At 43.4% G+C, this 26,188-nt stretch carries 22 protein-coding genes; all 22 read left to right on the top strand.

Annotation, left to right across the window (positions count from 1 at the left end):
• The first annotated feature begins 74 nt into the window (after positions 1 to 74).
• The 22 genes from spoIIIE to mutS all read left to right on the top strand — a co-directional run bounded on the left by spoIIIE (position 75) and on the right by mutS (position 26,186).
• Positions 75 to 2,435: a DNA translocase SpoIIIE gene (gene spoIIIE, locus AC0DBE_RS06220; protein WP_014113829.1), complete on the top strand. Its 2,361-nt coding sequence runs from the start codon at positions 75 to 77 to the stop codon at positions 2,433 to 2,435.
• Positions 2,436 to 2,578: 143 nt separating this feature from the next.
• Positions 2,579 to 3,304, top strand: coding sequence for a GntR family transcriptional regulator (locus tag AC0DBE_RS06215; protein ID WP_014113830.1), 726 nt, complete (start codon positions 2,579 to 2,581; stop codon positions 3,302 to 3,304).
• A gap of 137 nt (positions 3,305 to 3,441) precedes the next feature.
• The gene (gene bcbE / locus AC0DBE_RS06210) at positions 3,442 to 4,653 is read left to right on the top strand and encodes a bacillibactin exporter BcbE (protein WP_079288159.1); all 1,212 of its coding nucleotides are present in this window, start codon (positions 3,442 to 3,444) and stop codon (positions 4,651 to 4,653) included.
• Between the two features lie 252 nt (positions 4,654 to 4,905).
• On the top strand, positions 4,906 to 6,186 hold the full coding sequence (gene yfmF / locus AC0DBE_RS06205) for an EF-P 5-aminopentanol modification-associated protein YfmF (protein ID WP_472961480.1): 1,281 nt from the start codon (positions 4,906 to 4,908) through the stop codon (positions 6,184 to 6,186).
• A complete protein-coding gene (yfmH, locus tag AC0DBE_RS06200) occupies positions 6,183 to 7,469 on the top strand; it encodes an EF-P 5-aminopentanol modification-associated protein YfmH (protein WP_326198901.1) in 1,287 nt (428 codons plus the stop codon). Before yfmF ends, yfmH begins: the two co-directional genes overlap by 4 nt.
• Positions 7,470 to 7,522: 53 nt before the next feature.
• The gene (gene ymfI, locus AC0DBE_RS06195; RefSeq protein ID WP_087987083.1) at positions 7,523 to 8,251 is read left to right on the top strand and encodes an elongation factor P 5-aminopentanone reductase; all 729 of its coding nucleotides are present in this window, start codon (positions 7,523 to 7,525) and stop codon (positions 8,249 to 8,251) included.
• Between the two features lie 80 nt (positions 8,252 to 8,331).
• Complete coding sequence (locus tag AC0DBE_RS06190; RefSeq protein WP_003220996.1) at positions 8,332 to 8,589, top strand: DUF3243 domain-containing protein; 258 nt, start codon at positions 8,332 to 8,334, stop codon at positions 8,587 to 8,589.
• Positions 8,590 to 8,718: 129 nt separating this feature from the next.
• Positions 8,719 to 9,510 carry a DUF3388 domain-containing protein gene (locus tag AC0DBE_RS06185; RefSeq protein ID WP_003220998.1) on the top strand — a complete coding sequence of 264 codons (792 nt, stop codon included), beginning with the start codon at positions 8,719 to 8,721 and terminating at the stop codon, positions 9,508 to 9,510.
• 18 nt (positions 9,511 to 9,528) lie between these two features.
• Entirely contained in the window at positions 9,529 to 10,443 is a 915-nt protein-coding gene (gene rodZ, locus AC0DBE_RS06180; protein WP_472961476.1) for a cell shape determination protein RodZ, read from the top strand.
• 49 nt (positions 10,444 to 10,492) lie between these two features.
• A complete protein-coding gene (gene pgsA / locus AC0DBE_RS06175) occupies positions 10,493 to 11,074 on the top strand; it encodes a CDP-diacylglycerol--glycerol-3-phosphate 3-phosphatidyltransferase (protein ID WP_014113836.1) in 582 nt (193 codons plus the stop codon).
• A gap of 17 nt (positions 11,075 to 11,091) precedes the next feature.
• A complete protein-coding gene (locus tag AC0DBE_RS06170; RefSeq protein ID WP_072566289.1) occupies positions 11,092 to 12,342 on the top strand; it encodes a competence/damage-inducible protein A in 1,251 nt (416 codons plus the stop codon).
• A gap of 172 nt (positions 12,343 to 12,514) precedes the next feature.
• Entirely contained in the window at positions 12,515 to 13,561 is a 1,047-nt protein-coding gene (gene recA / locus AC0DBE_RS06165; RefSeq protein WP_014113838.1) for a recombinase RecA, read from the top strand.
• 168 nt (positions 13,562 to 13,729) lie between these two features.
• Complete coding sequence (locus AC0DBE_RS06160; protein ID WP_061187493.1) at positions 13,730 to 14,905, top strand: serine hydrolase domain-containing protein; 1,176 nt, start codon at positions 13,730 to 13,732, stop codon at positions 14,903 to 14,905.
• A gap of 275 nt (positions 14,906 to 15,180) precedes the next feature.
• Positions 15,181 to 16,743, top strand: coding sequence for a ribonuclease Y (gene rny, locus AC0DBE_RS06155; protein WP_003221010.1), 1,563 nt, complete (start codon positions 15,181 to 15,183; stop codon positions 16,741 to 16,743).
• 69 nt (positions 16,744 to 16,812) lie between these two features.
• Positions 16,813 to 17,607, top strand: coding sequence for a 2',3'-cyclic-nucleotide 2'-phosphodiesterase (gene ymdB, locus AC0DBE_RS06150; RefSeq protein ID WP_003221012.1), 795 nt, complete (start codon positions 16,813 to 16,815; stop codon positions 17,605 to 17,607).
• 198 nt (positions 17,608 to 17,805) lie between these two features.
• The gene (spoVS, locus tag AC0DBE_RS06145) at positions 17,806 to 18,066 is read left to right on the top strand and encodes a stage V sporulation protein SpoVS (protein ID WP_003154135.1); all 261 of its coding nucleotides are present in this window, start codon (positions 17,806 to 17,808) and stop codon (positions 18,064 to 18,066) included.
• 264 nt (positions 18,067 to 18,330) lie between these two features.
• Positions 18,331 to 19,374 carry an L-threonine 3-dehydrogenase gene (gene tdh / locus AC0DBE_RS06140; RefSeq protein ID WP_472961470.1) on the top strand — a complete coding sequence of 348 codons (1,044 nt, stop codon included), beginning with the start codon at positions 18,331 to 18,333 and terminating at the stop codon, positions 19,372 to 19,374.
• A 12-nt stretch (positions 19,375 to 19,386) separates the two neighbouring features.
• On the top strand, positions 19,387 to 20,565 hold the full coding sequence (locus tag AC0DBE_RS06135) for a glycine C-acetyltransferase (RefSeq protein WP_014113842.1): 1,179 nt from the start codon (positions 19,387 to 19,389) through the stop codon (positions 20,563 to 20,565).
• A gap of 144 nt (positions 20,566 to 20,709) precedes the next feature.
• Entirely contained in the window at positions 20,710 to 22,239 is a 1,530-nt protein-coding gene (gene miaB, locus AC0DBE_RS06130) for a tRNA (N6-isopentenyl adenosine(37)-C2)-methylthiotransferase MiaB (protein WP_003221018.1), read from the top strand.
• 1 nt (position 22,240) lies between these two features.
• The gene (gene ricA, locus AC0DBE_RS06125) at positions 22,241 to 22,672 is read left to right on the top strand and encodes a regulatory iron-sulfur-containing complex subunit RicA (RefSeq protein ID WP_003231834.1); all 432 of its coding nucleotides are present in this window, start codon (positions 22,241 to 22,243) and stop codon (positions 22,670 to 22,672) included.
• A gap of 259 nt (positions 22,673 to 22,931) precedes the next feature.
• Positions 22,932 to 23,477 (top strand): outer spore coat protein CotE, encoded by a 546-nt coding sequence (gene cotE, locus AC0DBE_RS06120; RefSeq protein ID WP_003221022.1) that lies wholly within the window; start codon positions 22,932 to 22,934, stop codon positions 23,475 to 23,477.
• 132 nt (positions 23,478 to 23,609) lie between these two features.
• The gene (gene mutS, locus AC0DBE_RS06115) at positions 23,610 to 26,186 is read left to right on the top strand and encodes a DNA mismatch repair protein MutS (protein ID WP_072182671.1); all 2,577 of its coding nucleotides are present in this window, start codon (positions 23,610 to 23,612) and stop codon (positions 26,184 to 26,186) included.
• Positions 26,187 to 26,188 lie beyond the last annotated feature (2 nt).

Raw genomic sequence — 26,188 nt, 5'->3', positions numbered from 1 at the left:
AAACGCAGCCTGTAATCGGCTGCTTTCTTCATTATGTATGAACTTACATTTTTTAACGCAGTAAGGTGATGAGTGTGGCAAAGAAAAAACGAAAATCAAGAAAAAAACAGGCGAAACAGCTCAATATAAAATACGAACTCAACGGATTGCTGTGTATAGCCATTTCAATTATTGCGATTCTGCAGCTGGGGGTAGTCGGGCAAACCTTTATTTACTTGTTCCGCTTTTTTGCTGGAGAGTGGTTTATTTTATGCTTGTTAGGTTTATTAGTGTTAGGAGTCTCGCTGTTTTGGAAGAAGAAAACGCCAAGCTTATTAACGAGACGAAAGGCCGGATTGTACTGTATTATCGCAAGCATATTGCTGCTTTCTCACGTGCAGCTGTTTAAAAATTTGACGCACAAAGGGTCTATTGAGTCCGCAAGCGTGGTGCGCAACACATGGGAATTGTTTTTGATGGACATGAAAGGCAGCTCCGCTTCACCTGATTTAGGCGGAGGGATGATCGGTGCGTTGCTATTTGCGGCTTCACACTTTTTATTTGCGTCAACTGGTTCTCAGATCATGGCGATTGTTATGATTTTGATCGGAATGATTTTAGTCACAGGGCGCTCTCTTCAAGAAACGCTGAAAAAGTGGATGAGCCCGATTGGCCGCTTTATAAAAGAACAATGGTTTGCATTTATTGATGATATGAAATCCGTCAAAACCAATATGAAGTCATCGAAAAAAACGAAAGTGCCGAGCAAAAAACAAAAACCGGCCCGCAAAAAACAGCAAATGGAACCGGAGCCTTCTGATGAAGAGGGGGATTTGGAAACGGTATCGCCTCTTATTCATTCAGAGCCGATTATCTCAAGCTTTTCAGATCGTAATGAAGATGAAGAGCCTCCAGTCATAGAAAAACGTGCTGAACCTGTACCAGAGCCGATTCAGGACATCCAGACTGAGACAGGTGATCAGGAAACTGTTTCTGCTCCGCCTATGACCTTTACGGAGCTTGAAAATAAGGATTATGAGATGCCGTCACTTGATTTACTGGCAGATCCGAAGCATACTGGCCAGCAGGCAGATAAAAAGAATATTTATGAAAATGCGAGAAAGCTCGAACGCACCTTCCAAAGCTTTGGCGTAAAGGCGAAAGTCACACAGGTTCATCTCGGGCCGGCCGTAACAAAATATGAAGTGTATCCTGATGTCGGAGTGAAGGTTAGCAAAATCGTCAATTTAAGCGATGATTTAGCGCTTGCACTTGCTGCAAAGGATATCAGGATCGAAGCGCCAATACCAGGCAAATCAGCAATCGGAATTGAGGTTCCGAACGCAGAAGTGGCGATGGTATCGCTGAAGGAAGTGCTGGATTCTAAATTGAATGACAGACCGGACGCAAAGCTGCTAATTGGACTCGGCCGCAATATTTCAGGTGAAGCTGTGCTGGCTGAGTTAAACAAGATGCCCCATCTTTTAGTCGCAGGCGCAACCGGAAGCGGGAAGAGCGTCTGTGTCAACGGCATTATTACGAGTATTTTGATGCGCGCGAAACCGCATGAAGTGAAAATGATGATGATCGATCCTAAAATGGTAGAGCTGAATGTCTACAACGGGATTCCGCATTTGCTTGCTCCGGTTGTAACTGATCCGAAGAAAGCGTCACAGGCTTTGAAAAAGGTTGTCAATGAAATGGAGCGGCGGTACGAATTATTTTCTCATACGGGTACAAGAAATATTGAAGGATACAATGATTATATAAAACGTGCCAACGAAGAAGGAGCGAAACAGCCGGAGCTGCCGTATATCGTTGTGATTGTGGACGAGCTTGCCGATCTCATGATGGTCGCTTCATCTGATGTGGAGGATTCAATTACGAGATTGTCCCAAATGGCGCGGGCTGCCGGCATCCATCTCATTATTGCGACACAGCGGCCGTCGGTTGACGTTATCACAGGGGTCATCAAAGCGAATATTCCGTCACGAATCGCGTTCAGCGTATCTTCACAGACGGATTCAAGGACGATTCTTGACATGGGTGGCGCTGAGAAGCTGCTCGGCCGCGGCGATATGCTGTTTTTGCCTGTCGGGGCTAATAAACCTGTCCGTGTGCAGGGAGCATTTTTGTCGGATGACGAAGTGGAAAAGGTCGTCGACCATGTGATTACGCAGCAGAAAGCGCAATATCAGGAAGAAATGATTCCTGATGAGACAACGGAAACTCATTCCGAAGTTACCGATGATCTTTATGATGAAGCTGTTGAATTAATCGTCGGCATGCAGACGGCATCTGTTTCAATGCTGCAAAGAAGATTCAGGATCGGTTATACGAGAGCGGCGCGCCTGATTGACGCCATGGAGGAACGGGGCGTTGTCGGGCCGTATGAAGGCAGCAAACCTAGGGAAGTCTTATTATCAAAAGAGAAATATGATGAGCTCTCTTCTTAATGAAGGGAGTTCAGCTTTCTCCAGTTATCAATAATAACATTATGTAAACTGATAACCTTGCTATTTATTTTTTCGACAAAACATGATATAGTTGTCCCAATTGTTCAATAATTTTTATCGAAAGTGGTTTACGGAGGGGAAACATGTCTACAAAAGCTGATAATCGGCACTTGTATTTGAAAGTAATTGAACGAATTAAAGAGGATATAAAAAATGGCATCTACACTGAGAAGGAAAAGCTGCCTTCTGAATTTGAGCTTTCCAAAAAGCTTGGTGTCAGCAGAGCGACGCTTAGAGAAGCCTTGCGGATACTGGAAGAAGAGCATGTCATTATCAGAAGACATGGTGTAGGCACTTTTGTCCATTCTAAGCCGTTATTTCTTTCGGGCATTGAACAGCTGAACAGTGTAACGAAGATGATAGAACAGGCAAATATGACGCCTGGTACGATTTTTCTATCATCCCAAGTGCTTATGCCGTCTGAAGATGATATTAAGAGATTTCATTTGGAAGATGAGCAAGAACTTTTTTACCTCGAACGAGTCAGAACAGCTAACGGACAGCCGATTGTGTATTGTATAGACAAAATTCCGATGGATATTTTGCCGAATTCTTTCTCTCATCAGCAAGAATCCATGTTTGACCTGCTTGAGAAAAATTCAGGCTCCGTGATCAGCTATGCCGTGACTGATATTGAACCGATCGGCTATCATGATACCATTTCTCCAGTGCTGGAATGCGATCCGGAAACAGCTCTTTTGCTGTTAAAACAAACCCATTACGATCAGCACGATAAACCGGTGCTTTACTCATTAAACTATTTTAGAGCGGACAAATTCAGATTTCATGTTTTGCGTAAACGATTCTAAAACGGGCGCTGTGATGTGTCTGTTTTTTTATTTGCACTGATTCGTGTTTCTTTGTACATACTTTCACTTCAGTTAACGCAACATATAAGGGATGACAAGAAAGTGAATGGGTGAAAATGTTGAGAGAGAAAAATGGAATGAAAAATATTATTGCATTGTCTTCCGTACCGCTTGTGATGACACTAGGGAACTCCATGCTGATTCCTGTTCTTCCGATGATGGAGAAAAAGCTGTCAGTGACTTCATTTCAAGTGTCTTTAATCATTACTGTATATTCAGTAGTAGCGATTATTTGCATTCCGATTGCCGGATATTTGTCGGATCGATTCGGGAGAAAAAAAATATTGCTTCCATGCCTCCTCATTGCAGGATTAGGTGGGTTGGTGGCTGCTTTTGCCTCAACCTATATGAAAAATCCTTATGCTATGATTTTGGCGGGTCGGGTTCTTCAAGGTATCGGCTCTGCAGGGGCAGCTCCTATCGTTATGCCGTTTATCGGCGATTTGTTTCAAGGAGACGATGAAAAGGTCAGCGCCGGCCTTGGTGATATTGAAACTGCCAACACGTCAGGGAAGGTATTGAGTCCGATACTTGGCGCCTTACTGGCTTCCTGGTACTGGTTTGTCCCATTTTGGTTTATTCCGTTTTTCTGTTTGATCAGCTTTTTGCTCGTGTTGTTTCTGGTGGCCAAGCCTGAAGAAGATGAAGATGCGCCAGCAGTTTCTGAATTTATCAAGAGTGTGCGGAAAATCTTTAAACAGGATGGGCGCTGGCTTTATACGGTCTTTATTATCGGGTGTGTGATTATGTTTTTGTTATTTGGCGTATTATTTTATTTGTCAGATACGCTGGAGAACAAGTATGACATTGACGGAGTGGCTAAAGGCGGATTACTGGCAATCCCACTTTTATTTTTGTCAACCAGTTCATTTATAGCAGGCAAAAAGATTGGCAAAGATAAAGTCCGAATGAAATTTTGCGTTGTTACGGGAATGATTCTGTTAACCCTGTCGTTTATTGCCTTGTGGTGGAACCACAGTTTTTATTTTTTATTTGTCTTTTTAAGCTTTGGCGGGATTGGGATTGGAATGGCGCTTCCTGCTTTAGATGCACTGATAACCGAAGGAATTGAAAGTGAGCAATGCGGAACCATTTCCTCCTTTTACAATAGCATGCGCTTTATAGGAGTAGCTCTCGGTCCACCTGTGTTTGCGGCATTAATGTCTAATGCAAACTGGCTGATTTTCATTCTATCGGCGTTTTGCAGCATCATTGCTTTATTCTTAGTGCTTTTTACTGTGGATGCTAAAAAAAGTGAAGAGGAAGAAAAAAACTTAGGGACGGTCTAGCCAACCGTCTTTTTTGCTGTGATAGCGAAAAATCTTTCTCTCTTGCAGTTTACAACTGTCGTTCTGCAGGCGCAAACAGAGGTCTTTCAGATAGAAAATGGATTAACCTATACAGCCTCCGTCCTGTCGTGCGGAGGTTATTGTTTCCTTATAAATCCTACAGTTGCTATAATTACATGAAAGAGTGTTTCTGCGAATGCTGAAAATTGGTCATAATACATACTAATAAGAAATGAACGAAGGAGGTTCCATATGTCATATGTAAATGAAATCAAAACAAAGCACGGCGGTTTAACCGCACACATTGTAAAAACAGAAAAATTCAAAACCGTCTCGCTTATTTTTAAAATGCTTGCACCGTTGACAAAGGACCAAGTCACCAAAAGAGCGCTGCTTCCGCATGTGCTTCTTCGCGGAACAAAAAGCCATCCGAAAACCGCAGAGTTGCGTTCTTATTTGGATGAACTATACGGCACGTCCGTTTCGGCGGATCTTTCGAAAAAAGGAGAGCGGCACGTCATTACGTTCAGGCTTGAAGTCCCGAATGAAAAATATTTAAAAGATCAAACGCCGCTTCTTGAAAAAGGACTGCAGCTTCTTGCAGAAATCGTCTTTTCACCTGCTTTAGAAGGAGGCGCTTTTCAATCACAATATGTGGCTCAGGAAAAACGGACGCTCAAGCAAAGAATCCAAGCCGTCTATGACGATAAAATGCGCTACTCGAATTTAAGGCTGATACAGGAAATGTGCAAAAATGAGCATTACGCGCTCCATGTCAATGGGGAAATCGACGATGTCGATGCCATTACGGCCGATCAATTATATGAAACATATCAAAGCGCTATCCAAAAAGACCAGCTCGATCTTTATGTCGTTGGCGATGTGGACAATAACCAAGTGCAAGCGGCAATTGATAAGTATTTCCAAGCAAAAGAGCGCAACCTCGGCACGCCTGAAAACAATCACGCTGAGCAAAAAGCCCAGCCTAAAGAAGTAATTGATGAAGAAGACGTCAAACAAGGAAAGCTGAATATCGGCTACCGCACCAGCATCACTTATACGGATCAGGATTATCCTGCTTTGCAAGTGTTTAACGGATTGTTTGGCGGATTCTCTCATTCCAAGCTTTTCATCAATGTTCGGGAAAAAGCCAGTCTTGCATACTACGCCGCTTCGCGTATAGAAAGTTTTAAAGGCTTGTTAATGGTGATGTCGGGCATTGAAGTGAAAAATTACGAACAGGCTGTTTCTATTATTGCTGAGCAATTTCAGGCAATGAAAAACGGCGACTTCAGCGAGCAGGACATCGCTCAGACAAAGGCTGTCATTCGAAATCAAGTGCTGGAAACCATTGATACAGCGTACGGTTTATCTGAATTTTTATATCAGCAGGCCGCTGCCCAAGTCGATATTCCTATCGAAGAATTTCTTGCCAATATTGAGCAGGTCACAAAAGAGGATATCGTGAAAGCCGGCGAAAAGATTCAGCTTGATACGACTTATTTCTTAAAAGGGACGGAGGGTGCATCTTGATCAAACCAATCGAATACGAACAGCTTCAGGAGACGCTGTACCATGAAAAAATGCCGAACGGACTTGACGTTTACGTTTTGCCGAAAAAAGGCTTCAACAAAACATATGCGGTCTTTACAACAAAGTACGGCTCTATAGATAACCGGTTTGTCCCTTTAGATAAAAATGAGATGGTTCACGTGCCGGACGGCATTGCCCATTTTCTTGAGCACAAGCTGTTTGAAAAAGCGGACGGAGATGTTTTTCAAGATTTCAGCAAACAGGGCGCTTCTGCTAATGCGTTTACGTCATTTACAAGAACGGCTTATCTTTTCTCAAGCACATCAAATGTTGAACGCAATTTAGAGACGCTCATCGATTTCGTACAGGACCCGTATTTTACTGAAAAAACGGTTGAAAAAGAAAAAGGGATTATCGGGCAGGAGATTAACATGTATGACGACAACCCCGATTGGAGGCTTTACTTCGGGGTCATTGAAAACATGTACAAAGAACATCCTGTCAGAATTGACATAGCAGGAACAGTGGAAAGCATTTCACATATTACAAAAGACCTTCTTTATGAATGCTATGAAACGTTTTATCACCCGAGCAACATGCTCCTCTTTATTGTCGGGCCTGTAGATCCTGAAGCGATCATTTCTCAGGTAAGAGAAAATCAGGAGAGAAAGCCGTATACTGACCAGCCGGAGATCAAACGGGAAGAAGTGAAAGAGCAAGAAGCTGTTTTCCGAAAAGAAAAAGAGATCAAAATGAATGTGCAGGGACCGAAATGCCTTGTCGGGCTGAAATCAAAGAATCCGTTTAAATTAGGCAAAGAGCTGTTAAAGCATGAACTTTCAATGAACTTATTGCTTGAATCTCTTTTCGGCAAAAGCTCTGCCCAGTACGAATCACTTTATGAAAAAGGGTATATTGACGAAACGTTCAGCTTTGATTTTACTGCTGAATATGGGTTCGGTTTTGCGGCGATCGGCGGCGATACGCCGGAGCCCGATCAAATGGCAGAAGACATTTCAAGCATGCTTCTGCGCGCCGGTGAACTGATTACTGCTGAAAAGATTGAACTTGCCAGAAAGAAAAAGATCGGTACATTCTTAAAAGCGCTGAATTCACCTGAATACATTGCCAATCAATTTACCCGTTATGCTTTTTTGGATATGAGCCTGTTTGACGTCGTAACGGTTCTCGAGCAAATTACCCTCGAGGATGTCCAGAAAGTCATACAAGAGGAAATTGCTGCAGACAGACTGACTGTCTGCAAGGTTGTTCCTAAATCATAAACAAACATCCCTCCAGTGTGAGGGGTGTTTTTCTGCGGAAAGAAGGAAAGAGGATGAACAAAACAGCACTAATCACCGGAGCAAGCGGCGGCATCGGCAAAAGCATAAGTGAAACCCTTGCGGCAGAGGGATACAATCTGCTTCTGCATTATAATACAAATCAAAACGCGGCAGCGGAGCTTGCTGAAAAACTAAGAGAGACGTTTGGCGTGCATGCTGAAACTTTGCAAGCCGATCTGTCCGCGCCAGAAGGAGCAGATAATCTGACAAGTTCAATTGTTCAGCCGGTTGATGCGATTGTTTTAAATAGCGGAAGAAGCCATTTTGGACTGATTACGGATGTGGATAATGCAACAGTTCAGGAAATGGTTCAGCTCCATGTGGCGAGTCCGTATATGTTGACGAGAAACCTTCTTCCAGGCATGATCCGGAATAAATCGGGAGCGATTGTGGCTGTCAGCTCTATTTGGGGCGAGACTGGAGCATCTTGTGAAGTGCTGTACAGCATGGCAAAGGGAGCTCAGCACTCGTTTGTAAAAGGACTGGCTAAGGAGCTGGCGCCAAGCGGAATAAGAGTAAACGCCGTAGCGCCGGGCGCGGTTGATACAAATATGATGAATCAATTTACCCTGTCTGAAAAAGAAGAGATTGCTGATGAGATCCCGATTGGCCGGCTTGCCCGGCCGCAAGAAATTGCCGATGCAACAGCATTTCTCCTGTCTGAAAAGGCGTCATATATTACCGGCCAAATTCTGTCGGTGAATGGCGGCTGGCACTGCTGATTCGAAAATATTCGGTGTATAGTTTCTTTTGCGAAGGACACAATAATCTTGTAACTTCACATGAAATGGAGGAAACGAGCATGTCAGTATTAGAAAACTGGGATAACTGGAAAAACTTCCTTGGCGACCGTCTGAACTATGCGCAAGATAAAGGTATGAGCCAGGATACTATCACAGATCTTGCGACAGAAATCGGCAGTTACTTGGCTAATGAAGTGGAATCTAAGAACGAGCAGGAAAAAGTGCTGGCAGATCTTTGGAGCGTAGCATCAAAAGATGAACAGCACGCAATTGCCAATATGATGGTTAAGCTTGTTGAAAATAACAGCACTCACTAAGAAGAGAGGGGATTTTTCCTCTCTTTTTTATGTTTTCCTCATCACAGCAACATTCTTCTTTCTAATTAGAGAAAAATGCTTTATGATAAAGGAAGGTAAAATTTTGCCACAATGAAGGGGGTATATCATTTGGCAAAGCTCGAATGGTATTTTGAATATGAAATTCAAGTGAACCGCCCCGGACTGCTCGGGGATATTTCGTCTCTTCTTGGGATGCTTTCTATTAACATCGTAACGATAAACGGCGTCGATCTTTCCAGAAGGGGAATGCTCCTCAGGTGCCGCCATATAGATCAAATTAAACGATTAGAATCAATCTTAAAAACGATGGAAACAATTAAAGTAACGAAGCTGAGAGAACCGAGGCTTCGCGACCGTCTTGCCGTACGTCACGGCCGTTACATTCAAAGGGATGCCGATGACAAGAAAACGTTCCGCTTTGAACGGGACGAGCTAGGCTTATTAGTCGATTTTATGGCCGAACTGTTCAAAAAAGAAGGCCATAAATTAATCGGGATCAGGGGGATGCCGCGTGTCGGAAAAACGGAATCGATTGTGGCCTCCAGCGTGTGTGCAAGCAAAAGGTGGCTGTTTGTGTCATCAACCTTACTGAAGCAGACGATAAGAAGCCAGCTGATTGCCGATGAATACAGCACTGAAAATGTCTTTATCGTGGACGGAATTGTGTCAACACGAAGAGGATCAGAACGCCACCTCCAGCTGGTCAGAGAAATCATGAGGCTGCCTGCAACAAAAGTGGTGGAGCATCCGGACATATTCGTTCAAAATACAGAGTATACACTAGATGACTTTGATTATATTATTGAACTTAGAAATGACCCTGATGAGGTTATTACATATGAACATGCCGAAGAACCCCAAATGTTTGACCAATCCGGGTTTTCAAGCTTTGATTTTTAAAATTGGAAGGTGTTTGTTGTGACTGAACTAGGAATCCGGCTCAAAGAAGCCAGAGAGGAAAAAGCAATGTCATTGGATGATCTCCAAGCGGCAACAAAGATTCAAAAAAGGTACTTAACCGCCTTGGAGGAAGGAAACTATGACATTATTCCGGGGAAGTTTTATGTTCGGGCATTCATCAAGCAATATGCGGAAGCTGTCGGGCTTGATGCGGAACAGCTGTTTGAGGAGCATAAAAAAGATATCCCAAATACGTATCATGACGATGTGTCTGAAAAGATCTCCGGCATGAATCTTCAAAAGGAAATGCCAAAGCCAGCATCTAAGGCGCTGGAGCTGCTGCCAACGATACTTGTCATTCTCGGCGTGATTGTCGTGATTGCGATTGTGTACGCGATCATTCAGTTTGCGAATCATAAAAACAGCGATGATAACAATGCCGCATCTGAAAAATCAATTACGCAAAGTGAAAGCAAGTACGAAATCCCAAAAGATTCATCACTAAAAGAGAATCAAAGCAACAGCTCTGAAAAAGAGACAGACACTAAAAAAGAAACGAAAGAAAAAGAAGATAAAAAAGAAGAAAGCGACAGTGATAAACTGGAGATTAAAGCAACTGGCACTGAAGGATCATTAACAACTTATGAAGTGTCCGGCGCTGATAAAATCGAGCTCGAACTGAAGGCATCAGACAGTTCTTGGATTCGAGTACGCGATGAAAACAGCAGCTCGTTAAAAGAGGGAACGCTGAAAAAAGACGAAACCTATAAAAAAGACATAACTGATCAGAAACAAGTTGAAATCCGCACCGGATATGCACCTAATCTGAAAATAAAAATCAACGGTGAGGTTCTTTCATATGAACTTGATCCGAAAAAAGTGATGGCACAAACCATAAAGATTGTAAATAAAAAGGAAGAAAAGTCATCTTAATTACCAGATGACTTTTCTTCACGTCCGAGTATGAAATTGGAGGGGCTTTATGTTTAACTTACCAAATAAAATCACACTTGCTAGAATCGCATTAATCCCAATCTTCATGATTATCATGCTGGCACCGTTTGACTGGGGCAGGCTCGAATTTGGAGACGAATCGATTCCGGTCGCACACTTGGCGGGGGCTATTCTATTTATTATTGCATCCACAACAGACTGGATAGACGGATATTATGCCCGAAAACTGAATCTCGTTACAAACTTCGGAAAATTTCTAGATCCGCTTGCGGACAAACTGCTTGTATCCGCAGCGTTAATTATCCTTGTTCAATTTGATCTTGCTCCAGCCTGGATGGTCATTGTGATTATCAGCCGAGAGTTTGCCGTGACAGGTTTAAGGCTTGTCTTAGCCGGAACAGGAGAAGTCGTAGCTGCTAACATGCTTGGTAAAATTAAAACCTGGGCACAAATCATTGCGGTTTCCGCATTGCTTCTTCATAATCTTCCGTTTGAACTTGTGTCATTCCCGTTCGCTGACTTAGCGCTGTGGGTAGCCGTCTTCTTTACTGTCGTCTCAGGCTGGGAATATTTCGCTAAAAACTGGGAAGCGTTAAAAACATCTAACTAAGAAAGAAGGACTTCGTCATGGAATTTCCAAAAAAAGCAGAAATTATTGCAGTCGGTTCAGAGCTATTGCTTGGCCAGATCGCCAATACAAATGCTCAATTTATCAGCAAACAGCTCGCTGAAATCGGAGTGAACGTATTTTATCATACAGCAGTCGGAGATAACCCGGAGCGGCTGAAGCAGGTCATCCGCATTGCTGAAGAACGCTCTGACTTCATTATTTTTTCAGGAGGTCTCGGACCGACAAAAGATGATCTGACGAAAGAAACGATTGCAAATGCGCTGGGACGTCCGCTTGTGTTAAATGATGAGGCGTTCCAATCCATTGAGGACTATTTCAAACGAACAAAACGGACGATGTCACCTAATAATCGAAAACAGGCGCTTGTAATCGAAGGATCTGACGTACTGGCAAATCACTTTGGAATGGCACCGGGAATGCTCACAGAACATGAATCGCGCTTTTATATGCTTCTTCCTGGACCGCCAAGCGAATTGCGTCCCATGTTTGAAAACGAGGCAAAGCCTCTTCTGCTGAAAAAGATGGGTTCAAATGAAAAAATTGTGTCAACCGTTCTTCGCTTTTTCGGTATTGGTGAATCTCAGCTTGAAGCCGATTTGGAAGATATTATTGATGCACAAACCAACCCGACAATCGCTCCTTTGGCGGCAGATGGAGAGGTGACGCTGCGTCTGACAGCCAAGCATGCTGACGAAAAGGAAACAGAGCGTCTGTTAAAAGAAACAGAGGCTGTTATTTTAGAACGTGTCGGTGAATTTTTCTATGGTTACGATGATACTTCCCTTGTAAAAGAGCTTTCTAAAGCATGTAAGGAAAAAAGCATTACGATTTCCGCGGCGGAAAGTTTTACCGGCGGGCTGTTTTCTGAATGGCTGACGGATCTTAGCGGTGCTTCAAAACGATTTGCCGGCGGCATCGTTTGCTATACAAACGACATGAAGCAGAATGTGCTTGGCGTCAAGAAGGAAACATTAGATCAATTTGGCGCGGTCAGCAAGGAGTGCGCATCAGAGCTGGCAAAGGGTGTTCAAAAGCTCACTGGTAGCGACATCGGCATCAGCTTTACCGGTGTAGCAGGACCTGATACTCAAGAAGGGCATGAGCCTGGACATGTGTTTATCGGTATTTCAGCTAATGGAAAAGAAGAGGTTCACGAGTTTCACTTTGCGGGCTCCAGAACGGGAATCAGAAAACGCGGTGCCAAATACGGCTGCCATTTAATCTTGAAGCTTTTAGAGCAAAAATAATATTTTCAGCACATTATCCTCCTAAAAAAACATGATTTCTCTGATACATTATGATATTTTGATAGAAATCACGCCAAGAAAAAATCCGAATATGCGTTCGCTTTTTTCTTGGCAAATCCCTTCAAACAGGGTATAGTATATGTAGTGGTAACATAAAGGAGGAAAAAATAGAATGAGTGATCGTCAGGCAGCCTTAGATATGGCTCTTAAACAAATAGAAAAACAGTTCGGCAAAGGTTCCATTATGAAACTGGGAGAAAAGACAGATACAAGAATTTCTACTGTCCCAAGCGGCTCCCTCGCTCTTGATACGGCATTAGGAATTGGCGGATATCCGCGCGGGCGGATTATTGAAGTATATGGTCCTGAAAGCTCAGGTAAAACAACTGTGGCGCTTCATGCGATTGCTGAGGTTCAGCAGCAGGGCGGACAAGCCGCGTTTATCGATGCGGAGCATGCGCTAGATCCGGTATACGCGCAAAAGCTCGGAGTCAATATCGAAGAGCTTTTACTGTCTCAGCCTGATACAGGCGAGCAGGCGCTTGAAATTGCGGAAGCGCTGGTTCGAAGCGGTGCAGTTGACATTGTTGTTGTCGATTCTGTGGCAGCTCTCGTGCCGAAAGCGGAAATTGAAGGCGACATGGGAGATTCGCATGTCGGTTTACAAGCACGCTTAATGTCTCAAGCGCTTCGTAAGCTTTCAGGGGCCATTAACAAATCGAAGACAATTGCGATTTTCATTAACCAAATTCGTGAAAAAGTCGGCGTTATGTTCGGGAACCCGGAAACAACTCCTGGCGGCCGTGCGCTGAAATTCTACTCTTCCGTGCGTCTTGAAGTGCGCCGTGCTGAACAGCTGAAACAAGGAAACGACGTAATGGGGAACAAAACGAAAATCAAAGTCGTGAAAAACAAGGTAGCTCCGCCGTTCCGTACAGCCGAGGTTGACATTATGTACGGAGAAGGCATCTCAAAAGAAGGCGAAATCATTGATCTTGGAACTGAACTTGATATCGTGCAAAAAAGCGGTTCATGGTATTCTTATGAAGAAGAGCGTCTTGGCCAAGGCCGTGAAAATGCAAAACAATTCTTGAAAGAAAATAAAGATATCATGCTGATGATCCAGGAGCAAATTCGCGAACATTACGGCTTGGATAATCACGGAGCAGTTCAGCAGCAAGCTGGAGAGGCACAAGAAGAACTCGAATTTGAAGAATAAAAATAAAATAAGTTTGAAATGATACAAAAGGCTGAGTGAAAAACTCAGCCTTTTTGTATTTTTACAAAAAAACGATAAAAATATTGCTTTTTTTGACAACTTTTTTAGTGCTTTATTCGTCTAACAAAACGTGTGCAAAATGGAATTTATTTCGGGAGGAAAAAATGAATGACAAGCCCAACCCGCAGAAGAACTGCGAAACGCAGACGGAGAAAACTAAATAAAAGAGGCAAACTTTTGCTTGGTCTTTTAGCAGTGATGATTTGCTTCACGATTTGGAATGCGCTTCAACGAAATAGTGAAGAGAACGAGCCATCACAAGAAACTGCAGCAGTTTCAGATACCAGCCAGAAAAAAGAAGTCAAAAAGAAAACCACCAAAAAAACAGACGAACAAATCAAAATAGTCGACCGTAATCAAAAAATCAGCAATTATTTAAAAGAGATCGGTTTCAGCGGAACAGCCATGATTGTCAGAAATGGAGAAATCGTAACAAGTAAAGGTTTTGGTTATGCAGACCGTAAACATCACATTCAAAATAATCCGTTGACATCTTTTTATGTCGGTTCGTCACAAAAAGCGTTGATTGCAACCGCTATTTTGCAGCTTGAGGAAAAAGGGAAACTTCAAACAAGTGATCCTGTAAGCAAGTATTTACCTCATTTCCCCAACGGACAAACAATTACTTTGAAGAACCTGCTTACACATACATCGGGAATAAATGGACATATTGAAGGCAATGGCGCAATCACTCCGGACGATTTAATAAAAGACATAGAACGTCAGGGAATCAAACGTCAGCCGGGCGTATGGGACTATAAGGATTCCAATTATTCTGTTCTCGCTTATATTATTGCTGAGGTAAGCGGTGAGTCTTATGAACAATACATAACGAATCATATTTTTAAACCGGCGGGAATGACGCATGCAGGCTTTTATAAAACATATAATAAAGAACCTTATCCTGCTGTCGGGTATAAGCTGAAGGGCAGCAGAACGGTTACACCGTATATGCCTGATCTATCTCAGTTGTATGGAGCCGGTGATATTTATATGAGTGCTATAGATATGTACAAATTTGACCAAGCGCTGATAGACGGCAAACTGTATTCGCAAAAAAGCTACGAAAAGATGTTTACGCCAGGGAGCAGCTCCACATATGGTATGGGATTTTATGTCGCTCCCGGAAGCTATTCAAACCATGGTGTCATGCCGGGCTTCAACATCTTGAACAGCTTTAGCAAATCTGGGCAAACCATTGTTGTTTTGTTGTCAAACATTCAAAATAACGCTAAATTAGGCCAAGTGAACAATAAAATATACCAGCTTCTGAATCAAGAATGATTTATGATCTTCTTTGGAAGGATTGCATTCGGCACGTTAAAAGACGGCAGTCGGCAAACGTTAAGATGGCAAGCTTGACAAGTATTTCCGACACATTTACAATGAAGTTGTAACATTTGTTTTTTTAACATGATTGTTAAACCATTTTAAACTTGACAAGGGCGATGAAAATACTCATTCCCTGTGAAGGTTCTGTATGTTGAGAAAACTAGACAATGTACATGCCGACACTTATTTAAGCAACAACCAAGTTCATAGCAAGAGGAGGTGAAAGTATGACCCCAATTATGATGGTTCTCATCTCCATTTTGCTGATTCTACTCGGTTTAGTTGTTGGCTACTTTGTTCGTAAAACCATTGCCGAAGCGAAAATTGCGGGCGCACGCGGTGCAGCCGAGCAAATTCTTGAAGATGCAAAGCGTGATGCTGAAGCACTGAAAAAAGAAGCTCTGCTTGAAGCAAAGGATGAAATCCACAAACTTCGAATAGATGCTGAACAGGAAGTTCGTGAAAGACGAAATGAGCTTCAAAAACAAGAAAACCGTTTACTCCAAAAGGAGGAAAACCTTGATCGCAAACATGAGGGAATTGATAAACGGGAAGCGATGTTGGAGAAGAAAGATCATTCTCTGAATGAACGACAACAACATATTGAAGAGATGGAAAGCAAAGTGGATGAGATGATTCGTATGCAGCAGTCAGAGTTGGAACGAATTTCGAGTCTGACTCGTGATGAAGCAAAACAAATCATTCTTGAGCGGGTTGAAAACGAGCTTTCACATGACATCGCCATCATGACAAAAGAAACTGAAAACCGCGCGAAAGAAGAGGCGGATAAGAAAGCGAAAAACATTCTTTCACTCGCCTTACAGCGCTGCGCAGCGGACCACGTTGCCGAAACAACGGTATCAGTTGTCAATCTTCCAAATGATGAGATGAAAGGACGTATCATCGGACGGGAAGGGCGTAACATTCGTACGCTTGAAACGCTGACAGGTATCGACCTGATTATTGATGATACGCCTGAAGCTGTCATTCTTTCCGGATTTGATCCGATCAGACGTGAGACAGCAAGGATTGCTCTTGATAAACTCGTTCAGGATGGCCGTATTCATCCGGCACGGATTGAAGAAATGGTTGAAAAATCTCGCCGCGAGGTCGATGACTATATTCGTGAGATGGGTGAGCAAACGACATTTGAGGTTGGCGTTCACGGCCTCCACCCAGATCTCATCAAGATCCTCGGCCGCTTAAAGTTCCGTACAAGCTACGGTCAAAATGTGCTTAAGCATTCCATGGAAGTCGCATTCTTGGCCGGTCTAATGGCATCGGAGCTTGGAGAAGACGCAAAGCTTGCTAAACGTGCGGGCCTTCTTCACGACATCGGGAAAGCAATTGACCATGAAGTAGAAGGAAGCCACGTTGAAATCGGGGTAGAGCTTGCGACCAAATATAAAGAGCACCCAGTCGTGATTAACAGTATTGCATCACACCACGGGGATGAGGAGCCGACTTCCATTATCGCTGTGCTGGTAGCTGCAGCAGATGCGCTTTCCGCTGCAAGACCTGGCGCGCGAAGTGAGACGCTCGAGAATTATATTCGAAGACTTGAAAAGCTCGAAGAAATTTCTGAGTCCTACGAAGGTGTTGAAAAATCATTTGCCATTCAGGCTGGACGCGAAGTGCGTATTATGGTGAAGCCGGATTCAATTAATGATCTTGAAGCTCATCGACTGGCGCGAGATATCCGTAAGCGAATTGAGGACGAGCTCGATTATCCAGGTCATATTAAAGTGACAGTAATCAGAGAAACTCGAGCCGTAGAGTATGCAAAATAAAGTGATGCGCTAAGCATCACTTTATTTTTTTGATGGTCAAGGAATTTTTAAGAAGAAAGGATTTACAAAATGAGAATTTTATTTATCGGAGATGTTGTCGGTTCACCGGGCCGTGACATGGTAAAAGAATATGTACCAAAGCTAAAAACAAAATATAAGCCTCACTTTACCATTATTAATGGTGAAAACGCCGCACATGGAAAAGGCCTGACGGAAAAAATTTATCACAGCTTAATCCAGTCCGGCGCAGATGCAATCACGATGGGGAACCACACATGGGATAAAAAAGAAATTTTCGATTTTATAGATGACGTTCCGAACTTGGTTCGCCCGGCAAACTTTCCTGAAGGAACACCGGGAAAAGGGATCACATATGTGAAAGCAAACGGCAAAGAGCTTGCCGTCATTAATTTGCAAGGACGTACGTTTTTACCGCCGCTTGATGATCCGTTTTTAAAAGCGGATGAATTGATTGCCGAAGCTTCGAAAAGAACACCGTACATTTTTATCGACTTCCATGCCGAAGCGACAAGTGAAAAGCTTGCACTCGGCTGGTACACAGACGGTCGGGCATCAGCTGTCGTCGGAACTCATACACACGTGCAAACAGCGGATAACCGCATTTTGCCGAAGGGGACGGCATATATTACTGATGTTGGAATGACTGGCCCATATGACGGTATACTGGGGATGGACAGAGAGACGATTATTAAGCGATTCAAAACGAACCTTCCAGTCCGCTTTACTGTCGCTGAAGGAAAAACAACGCTGAGCGGAGTTGTCATTGACATCGACGATCAAACGAAAAAGGCTGTCAAAATTGAACGTATTCTGATCAATGATGATCACATGTTCTTTGAATAATTAGCATAGGGTTATTTTATAAAAATATTAAAAAGAAAAGCAGGAATATAGCAACTTCTTAGTGAATATAGTAAAAATGGAAGGTAGCCCGCTATTTTTGAAAAGCATTGTGGGGATGGCTTTTTGGATAGCAACATCTAATAATGATTGTTCTAATGAACACTCACTTATCCATTGTAAAACTAAGGGGGAGCAGAAATGGAAATCTTAAAAGTTTCAGCAAAATCGAGTCCAAATTCAGTGGCAGGTGCACTTGCAGGTGTGTTAAGAGAGCGAGGGGCCGCCGAGATTCAAGCGATTGGAGCGGGTGCATTAAACCAGGCTGTAAAAGCTGTGGCGATTGCCAGGGGATTTGTGGCGCCAAGCGGCGTTGATTTGATTTGTATTCCGGCTTTTACTGATATTCAGATCGATGGGGAAGAAAGAACGGCGATTAAATTAATCGTGGAGCCTCGGTAAAAACAAATAAAGCATTCTCAACCTGTTTGCGTGAGCAAACAGGTTGTTTTTCATTTGTTGTGATATTTTCTTCCAATAGTATTTTCAGCATATAAATGACGGATATACACAAGTCAGAAATGTTTTAGAACGTTTCAGAAAAAAATTCCGCCCATTTTTCAAGACAGATACTTTTGTCTTTCTCAGAAAGACAGTGCTGTTTACGCTTAGTCCATATCATGGTACAATCCGAATGTAATAAGAATTTTTCAAGGGGGATTGTACATGCGGAGTGGAAAGATGGAAGCTCTAATGAAAAAGGAGGGGTCGTTCGGTGCTGTACTGACTGAAGTTCCCATTCCTGAGATCGATAAACATGAAGTCCTCATAAAAGTGAAAGCTGCTTCCATATGCGGCACGGATGTGCACATTTATAATTGGGATCAATGGGCACGCCAGAGAATCAAAACTCCCTATGTTTTCGGCCATGAGTTCAGCGGCATTGTTGAAGCTGTAGGAGAGAATGCCGGCAATGTAAAAGTAGGGGAGTATGTGTCTGCTGAAACGCATATTGTCTGCGGTGAATGTGTCCCTTGCGTAACCGGAAAATCTCATGTTTGCATCAATACAGCTATTATTGGGGTGGACACGGCAGGCTGTTTTGCGGAGTATGTGAAAGTCCCCGCTGATAACGTTTGGAAGAATCCCGCCGATATGGACCCGGCGATTGCTTCCATTCAAGAACCTTTAGGAAATGCGGTTCACACAGTACTCGAGAGCCAGCCCGCAGGAGGAACAACTGCAGTCATCGGATGCGGACCGATTGGTCTTATGGCTGTTGCGGTTGCAAAAGCAGCAGGTGCTTCTCAAGTGATAGCGATTGATAAAAATGAATACAGGTTGGCGCTTGCCAAACAAATGGGAGCTACACGTACTGTTTCTATTGAAAAAGAAGATCCGCTCAAAATTGTAAGCGCTTTAACGAATGGGGAAGGAGTGGATCTCGTTTGTGAGATGTCGGGTCATCCCTCAGCGATTGCCCAAGGTCTTGCGATGGCTGCGAATGGCGGAAGATTTCATATTCTCAGCTTGCCGGAACATCCGGTGACAATTGATTTAACGAATAAAGTAGTATTTAAAGGACTTACGATTCAAGGAATCACAGGAAGAAAAATGTTTTCGACATGGCGGCAGGTGTCTCAATTGCTCAGCTCAAACGTGCTCGATCTTTCACCTGTTATTACCCATCAGTTTCCGTTAGAGGAGTTTGAGAAAGGATTTGAACTGATGAGAAGCGGCCAGTGCGGAAAAGTGATATTACTTCCATAAAGGGGGATAAACATGATGAAGGAATTTGAGTTTTTAAAAACAGAGCTTGATAAAATGAAAGAAAACCATACATGGCAAGAGATCAAACAGCTTGAATCAATGCAGGGCCCAGCTGTCACAGTGAATCACAAAAACGTCATTCAGCTTTCTTCTAATAATTACCTCGGTTTTACTTCACACCCAAGACTCATCAAAGCCGCGCAGGAGGCCGTTCAGCAATTTGGGGCAGGCACCGGATCAGTGAGAACGATTGCCGGTACATTTACAATGCATCAAGAGCTTGAGAAAAAGCTGGCAGCCTTTAAAAAAACGGAGGCGGCACTTGTATTCCAATCAGGCTTCACAACAAACCAAGGCGTACTTTCAAGTATTCTTTCAAAAGAGGATATTGTCATCTCAGATGAATTGAACCATGCCTCTATTATTGATGGAATCCGACTGACAAAGGCGGATAAAAAGGTGTATCAGCACGTCGATATGAGTGATTTAGAGAGGGTGCTGAGAAAGTCAATGAATTATCGGATGCGTCTGATTGTGACAGACGGCGTATTTTCCATGGATGGCAACATAGCTCCTTTGCCTGATATTGTAGAACTCGCTGAGAAATATGACGCATTTGTAATGGTGGATGACGCCCATGCATCGGGAGTGCTGGGTGAAAACGGCAGGGGAACGGTGAATCACTTCGGTCTGGACGGCAGAGTCCATATTCAGGTCGGAACGTTAAGCAAGGCAATAGGAGTGCTCGGCGGCTACGCCGCAGGTTCAAAGGTGCTGATCGATTATTTGCGCCATAAAGGCCGTCCGTTTTTATTCAGCACATCCCATCCGCCGGCTGTCACTGCAGCTTGTATGGAAGCGATTGATGTCTTGCTGGAAGAGCCGGAGCATATGGAGCGCTTGTGGGAGAATACGGCCTATTTTAAATCCATGCTGGTGAAAATGGGTCTGACGCTCACGCAGAGTGAGACGCCAATTCTTCCTATTTTAATAGGTGACGAAGGAGTGGCAAAGCAATTTTCTGATCAGCTCCTTTCTCGCGGCGTTTTTGCCCAAAGCATCGTTTTCCCGACTGTAGCAAAGGGAAAAGCCAGAATTCGCACGATTATTACCGCTGAGCACACTAAAGAAGAACTGGATGAGGCGCTTGCCGTCATCGAAAAGACGGCTAAGGAGCTCCAGCTATTGTAAGAGGAAGAGTATACTCTTCCTCTTTTGATTCCTTATTGATTATTATTCTCAATGAGTGTACAATGATAGGTTGCCAGTTGTGCAGAGCTTCAATAACCTTTATACTGAAGGGTGGAAGTTTGGTTTGAAAGGAGAAATCATGACATGAATGAAAAGCAAAAATTAGAGAGCGGACAAGTTAATCCATCGGACAAAAAATCCGAGAAGGATTACAGCAAGTACTTTGAAGCTGTTTATATTCCGCCTTCCTTAAAAGATGCGAAAAAAAGAGGCAAGGAAGCCGTTACTTATCATAATGACTTTAAAATTTCTGAACAATTTAAAGGATTGGGAGACGGAAGAAAGTTCTATATCCGTACGTACGGCTGCCAAATGAATGAACACGATACAGAGGTTATGGCAGGGATCTTTATGGCGCTCGGTTACGAAGCGACAAACTCTGTTGATGATGCCAATGTCATTTTGTTAAACACATGTGCGATCCGTGAAAATGCCGAGAACAAGGTGTTTGGTGAGCTGGGGCACTTAAAAGCGCTGAAAAAAAACAATCCCGATCTGATTTTAGGCGTGTGCGGCTGTATGTCCCAAGAGGAATCAGTCGTGAACCGGATTTTGAAAAAGCATCCGTTTGTCGATATGATTTTCGGAACACATAACATCCATCGCCTGCCAGAGCTTTTGTCAGAAGCATACCTTTCAAAAGAAATGGTCATAGAAGTTTGGTCCAAGGAAGGGGACGTTATTGAAAACCTTCCGAAAGTCCGGAACGGAAAAATTAAGGGCTGGGTCAATATCATGTACGGCTGTGACAAATTCTGTACGTATTGCATTGTGCCTTACACACGCGGAAAAGAAAGAAGCCGCCGCCCTGAAGAGATCATTCAGGAAGTGAGAAGGCTCGCAAGTGAAGGCTACAAGGAAATTACACTATTAGGTCAAAACGTAAACGCGTACGGAAAAGACTTTGAAGATATGACGTACGGCCTCGGTGATTTGATGGATGAGTTGAGAAAAATCGATATCCCGAGAATCCGTTTTACAACGAGTCATCCGCGTGACTTTGACGACCGTCTCATTGAAGTGCTGGCAAAAGGCGGAAACCTGCTTGATCACATTCATCTTCCGGTTCAATCAGGAAGCTCAGAGGTTCTGAAGCTGATGGCCCGCAAATATGACAGAGAGCGTTACATGGAGCTCGTGCGAAAAATTAAGGCAGCAATGCCGAACGCATCTTTGACAACGGACATTATCGTCGGATTCCCGAACGAAACGGACGAACAGTTTGAAGAAACGCTTTCTCTATACCGTGAAGTAGAGTTTGACAGCGCCTATACGTTCATTTACTCTCCGCGTGAGGGCACTCCGGCTGCCAAAATGAAGGATAATGTACCGATGCGCGTGAAAAAAGAACGTCTGCAGCGTCTGAACGCACTGGTGAATGAAATTTCTGCTAAAAAAATGAAGGAATACGAAGGCAAGGTTGTCGAAGTATTAGTTGAAGGTGAAAGCAAAAATAATCCTGATATTCTTGCCGGCTACACTGAAAAAAGCAAGCTTGTCAATTTCAAAGGGCCGAAGGAAGCCATCGGCAAAATCGTCCGCGTGAAAATCCAGCAAGCGAAAACATGGTCGCTTGACGGAGAAATGGTAGGAGAAGCAATCGAGGTGAAATAAGATGACGCTCTACTCAAAAAAAGACATTGTGCAGCAGGCACGAAACCTTGCAAAAATGATCTCTGAAACAGAAGAGGTTGATTTTTTCAAACGGGCTGAGGCGCAAATCAATGAGAATGACAAAGTGTCTACAATTGTTAATCAGATTAAAGCCCTGCAAAAGCAAGCTGTCAATCTGAAGCATTATGAAAAGCATGAAGCGCTCAAACAAGTAGAAGCAAAAATTGACGCGCTGCAAGAAGAGCTTGAAGAGATTCCTGTCATCCAGGAATTCAGAGACTCGCAGATGGAGGTAAATGACCTTCTGCAGCTCGTTGCACACACCATTTCCAATCAAGTCACAAATGAAATCATCACGTCAACCGGAGGCGACCTGCTGAAAGGGGAAACCGGTTCGAAGGTGAAACATTCAAATAACAGCTGTTCTCTCTAAACACGGTGCCTTTACTGGCCCGTGTTTTTTTTATTCAAGCGGCTAAAAATGAACTAAATAATCTATGTACCAAATGTTCAATTTGTTTTTCTCTGCTCAGCCGCGAGTAAACTTTATCGCACTTAAAAGTAAAGTTTCTAGGCACGCCTGCATACAATGGAACAGAAACTTTGTATTTTTATATTTTATTTATAAAAATGCACACTAGACAAATGCCCAGCATAAGATAACACGAAGAAGAACAAGGAGGCATGCCGGAATGTCTGAATACAGGGAAATTATTACGAAGGCGGTAGTAGCGAAAGGCAGAAAATTCACCCAATGCACCAATACCATCTCCCCTGAGAAAAAACCGAGCAGCATTTTGGGTGGTTGGATCATTAACCACAAGTATGACGCTGAAAAAATCGGAAAAACAGTAGAAATTGAAGGGTATTATGATATAAACGTATGGTACTCTTACGCGGACAACACAAAAACAGAGGTTGTCACAGAACGGGTGAAATACGTAGATGTCATTAAACTCAGATACAGAGACAACAATTACTTAGATGATGAACATGAAGTAATTGCGAAAGTCCTTCAGCAGCCTAACTGTCTAGAAGTGACCATTTCACCGAATGGAAATAAAATTGTTGTGCAGGCAGAAAGGGAGTTTTTGGCGGAAGTGGTAGGAGAAACAAAGGTAGTGGTTGAGGTCAATCCTGATTGGGAAGAGGAAGACGAAGAAGATTGGGAAGATGAGCTTGATGAAGAGCTGGAAGACATCAACCCGGAATTTTTAGTGGGAGATCCTGAAGAATAAAAAAGGGACTAGGGGAGACAGTACCCCCAAGTCTCTTTTTTATATTGATATATCATTCTTTTATCACCTTTTGTTTATGTTATAATGAAGGTTGGAAAATAGAAACGTTGATACATAGTGAGGGATAAAACAATGGCCGGTTATACGCCTATGATACAGCAATATTTAAAAATAAAGGCAGAGCACCAGGATGCCTTTTTATTTTTTCGCCTTGGTGATTTTTACGAAATGTTTTTTGAGGACGCCAAAAAAGCGTCACAAGAGCTGGAAATTACGTTAACAAGCAGAGACGGCGGTGCGGCTGAAAAAATACCGATGTGCGGTGTGCCGTATCATTCTGCCTCCGCGTATATCGAGCAGCTGATTAAAAAAGGGTATAAAGTGGCTATCTGTGAACAGACGGAAGATCCGAAAGCCGCAAAGGGCGTTGTGAAACGAGAAGTGGTTCAGCTTATTACACCCGGAACTGTAATGGACGGCAAAGGCATCCATGAATCAGAAAACAACTTTATCGCGTCTGTTTCCGTCTGCTCGAATGGATACGGGCTGGCGCTGTCTGATTTAACAACGGGAGAAAATTTGGCTGTTTTGATTGAACGGCTCGAAGATGTCATATCAGAAATTTATTCAGTCGGCGCACGGGAAATCGTCGTTTCAGGCAGCTTGGATGCCGATACGGTCGCACAGCTGAAAGAGCGGTGCGGTGCAACGATCTCAATTGAAGATGGTGAAACAGACGAACACGTAATGATCATTGAGCATTTAGATAATGAAGATGTAACAAAAACATTTTTGCGCTTGTATACGTATCTGAAAAGAACCCAAAAGCGCAGTCTTGATCATCTTCAGCCCGTACAGGTGTATGAGCTTGAGGAAGCGATGAAAATTGATTTGTACTCAAAGCGAAATCTGGAGCTGACTGAAACGATCCGTTCGAAAAATAAAAAAGGCTCTCTTTTGTGGCTGCTGGATGAAACAAAAACTGCAATGGGAGGCCGGCTGCTTAAACAGTGGATTGACCGGCCGCTTATCAGAGTCAATCAAATCGAAGAGCGCCAAGAAATGGTGGAAACATTGATGTCCCATTTCTTCGAACGGGAAGACCTGCGTGAACGGTTAAAAGAAGTATATGACCTAGAACGCCTTGCAGGCCGCGTTGCATTTGGAAATGTCAATGCACGGGATTTGATACAACTGAAGGAATCGTTAAAGCAAGTGCCTGGCATTAAACAGCTGGTTGCTTCACTGGCTCATGACAAGGCCAAGGAACGTGCCGAACGGATTGATCCTTGCGGGGATGTGCTTGAATTGCTGGAAGAAGCGCTGTACGCAAACCCTCCTTTATCGTTAAAAGAAGGGAACCTGATTAAAGACGGATACAATCAAAAGCTTGATGAATACCGTGACGCAAGCAGAAACGGAAAAGACTGGATTGCCCGCTTGGAACAGCAGGAGCGCGAATATACGGGCATTCGCTCTTTAAAGGTCGGCTTCAATAAAGTTTTCGGTTATTATATTGAAGTGACAAGAGCGAATTTGCATTTGCTTGAGGAAGGGCGATATGAGCGGAAGCAAACGTTAACGAATGCAGAGCGCTACATTACACCTGAATTAAAAGAAAAAGAAGCGCTCATTTTAGAAGCAGAAAATAACATCTGTGAACTGGAGTATGAGCTGTTTACCGAGCTGCGCGAGAAAGTGAAGCAGTATATTCCGCGGCTGCAGCAGCTTGCCAAACAGATGAGCGAGCTGGACGCACTGCAATGCTTTGCGACAATCAGTGAAAATCGTCACTACACGAAACCGGAGTTCTCTAAAGATGAAGTCGAAGTGGTAGAAGGCAGACACCCGGTTGTTGAAAAAGTCATGGACAGCCAGGAATACGTCCCGAACAATTGTATGATGGGCGATAACAGACAAATGCTTCTCATTACCGGTCCAAACATGTCAGGGAAGAGCACGTATATGAGACAAATTGCGCTCATTTCCATCATGGCGCAAATCGGCTGCTTTGTACCTGCGAAAAAAGCGGTGCTTCCGATTTTTGATCAAATTTTTACACGAATCGGCGCTGCAGATGATTTGATTTCCGGACAAAGTACATTTATGGTGGAAATGCTTGAAGCTAAAAATGCGATTGTAAATGCGACGAAAAACAGTCTGATTTTGTTTGACGAAATCGGGCGGGGAACGTCCACTTATGACGGCATGGCGCTGGCACAAGCCATTATCGAATATGTTCACGATCATATCGGCGCCAAGACGCTGTTCAGCACGCACTATCACGAGCTGACTGTGCTTGAGGACAAGCTGCCGCAGCTGAAAAACGTTCATGTTCGCGCTGAAGAATATAACGGAACGGTTGTCTTTCTTCATCAAATTAAAGAAGGGGCCGCTGACAAAAGCTATGGTATCCATGTAGCCCAGCTTGCTGAACTGCCGGAAGATCTTATTTCGCGCGCTCAAGATATTTTAAAAGAGCTTGAGCATTCAGGGAACAAACCGGAAGTGCCGGTGCAGAAACCTCAGGTGAAAGAAGAGCCGGCACAGCTGTCCTTTTTTGCCGAAGCGGAAAAGCGGGTGGAAGCGCCAAAGCTTTCAAAAAAAGAAAAGCAAGTGCTCGATGCTTTCAAATCACTTAATATATTGGATATGACACCGCTTGAAGCGATGAATGAAATGTATAAGCTGCAAAAGAAATTACATTAAAA

The organism is Bacillus sp. VA15 (assembly GCF_055721145.1).
The sequence above is the reverse complement of the archived record's forward strand: the minus strand, read 5'-3'. Positions and strand labels throughout refer to the sequence as shown.

Excerpts from the sequence above, each read along its gene's own strand:
- miaB (WP_003221018.1), top strand. The coding sequence starts at position 20,710 with ATGAATGAAAAGCAAAAATTAGAGAGCGGACAAGTTAATCCATCGGAC.
- rny (WP_003221010.1), top strand. The coding sequence starts at position 15,181 with ATGACCCCAATTATGATGGTTCTCATCTCCATTTTGCTGATTCTACTC.
- bcbE (WP_079288159.1), top strand. The coding sequence starts at position 3,442 with ATGAAAAATATTATTGCATTGTCTTCCGTACCGCTTGTGATGACACTA.
- AC0DBE_RS06135 (WP_014113842.1), top strand. The coding sequence starts at position 19,387 with ATGATGAAGGAATTTGAGTTTTTAAAAACAGAGCTTGATAAAATGAAA.
- tdh (WP_472961470.1), top strand. The coding sequence starts at position 18,331 with ATGCGGAGTGGAAAGATGGAAGCTCTAATGAAAAAGGAGGGGTCGTTC.
- recA (WP_014113838.1), top strand. The coding sequence starts at position 12,515 with ATGAGTGATCGTCAGGCAGCCTTAGATATGGCTCTTAAACAAATAGAA.
- cotE (WP_003221022.1), top strand. The coding sequence starts at position 22,932 with ATGTCTGAATACAGGGAAATTATTACGAAGGCGGTAGTAGCGAAAGGC.
- yfmF (WP_472961480.1), top strand. The coding sequence starts at position 4,906 with ATGTCATATGTAAATGAAATCAAAACAAAGCACGGCGGTTTAACCGCA.
- spoVS (WP_003154135.1), top strand. The coding sequence starts at position 17,806 with ATGGAAATCTTAAAAGTTTCAGCAAAATCGAGTCCAAATTCAGTGGCA.
- ricA (WP_003231834.1), top strand. The coding sequence starts at position 22,241 with ATGACGCTCTACTCAAAAAAAGACATTGTGCAGCAGGCACGAAACCTT.
- AC0DBE_RS06215 (WP_014113830.1), top strand. The coding sequence starts at position 2,579 with ATGTCTACAAAAGCTGATAATCGGCACTTGTATTTGAAAGTAATTGAA.
- AC0DBE_RS06170 (WP_072566289.1), top strand. The coding sequence starts at position 11,092 with ATGGAATTTCCAAAAAAAGCAGAAATTATTGCAGTCGGTTCAGAGCTA.
- AC0DBE_RS06160 (WP_061187493.1), top strand. The coding sequence starts at position 13,730 with ATGACAAGCCCAACCCGCAGAAGAACTGCGAAACGCAGACGGAGAAAA.
- AC0DBE_RS06190 (WP_003220996.1), top strand. The coding sequence starts at position 8,332 with ATGTCAGTATTAGAAAACTGGGATAACTGGAAAAACTTCCTTGGCGAC.
- mutS (WP_072182671.1), top strand. The coding sequence starts at position 23,610 with ATGGCCGGTTATACGCCTATGATACAGCAATATTTAAAAATAAAGGCA.
- ymfI (WP_087987083.1), top strand. The coding sequence starts at position 7,523 with ATGAACAAAACAGCACTAATCACCGGAGCAAGCGGCGGCATCGGCAAA.
- pgsA (WP_014113836.1), top strand. The coding sequence starts at position 10,493 with ATGTTTAACTTACCAAATAAAATCACACTTGCTAGAATCGCATTAATC.
- ymdB (WP_003221012.1), top strand. The coding sequence starts at position 16,813 with ATGAGAATTTTATTTATCGGAGATGTTGTCGGTTCACCGGGCCGTGAC.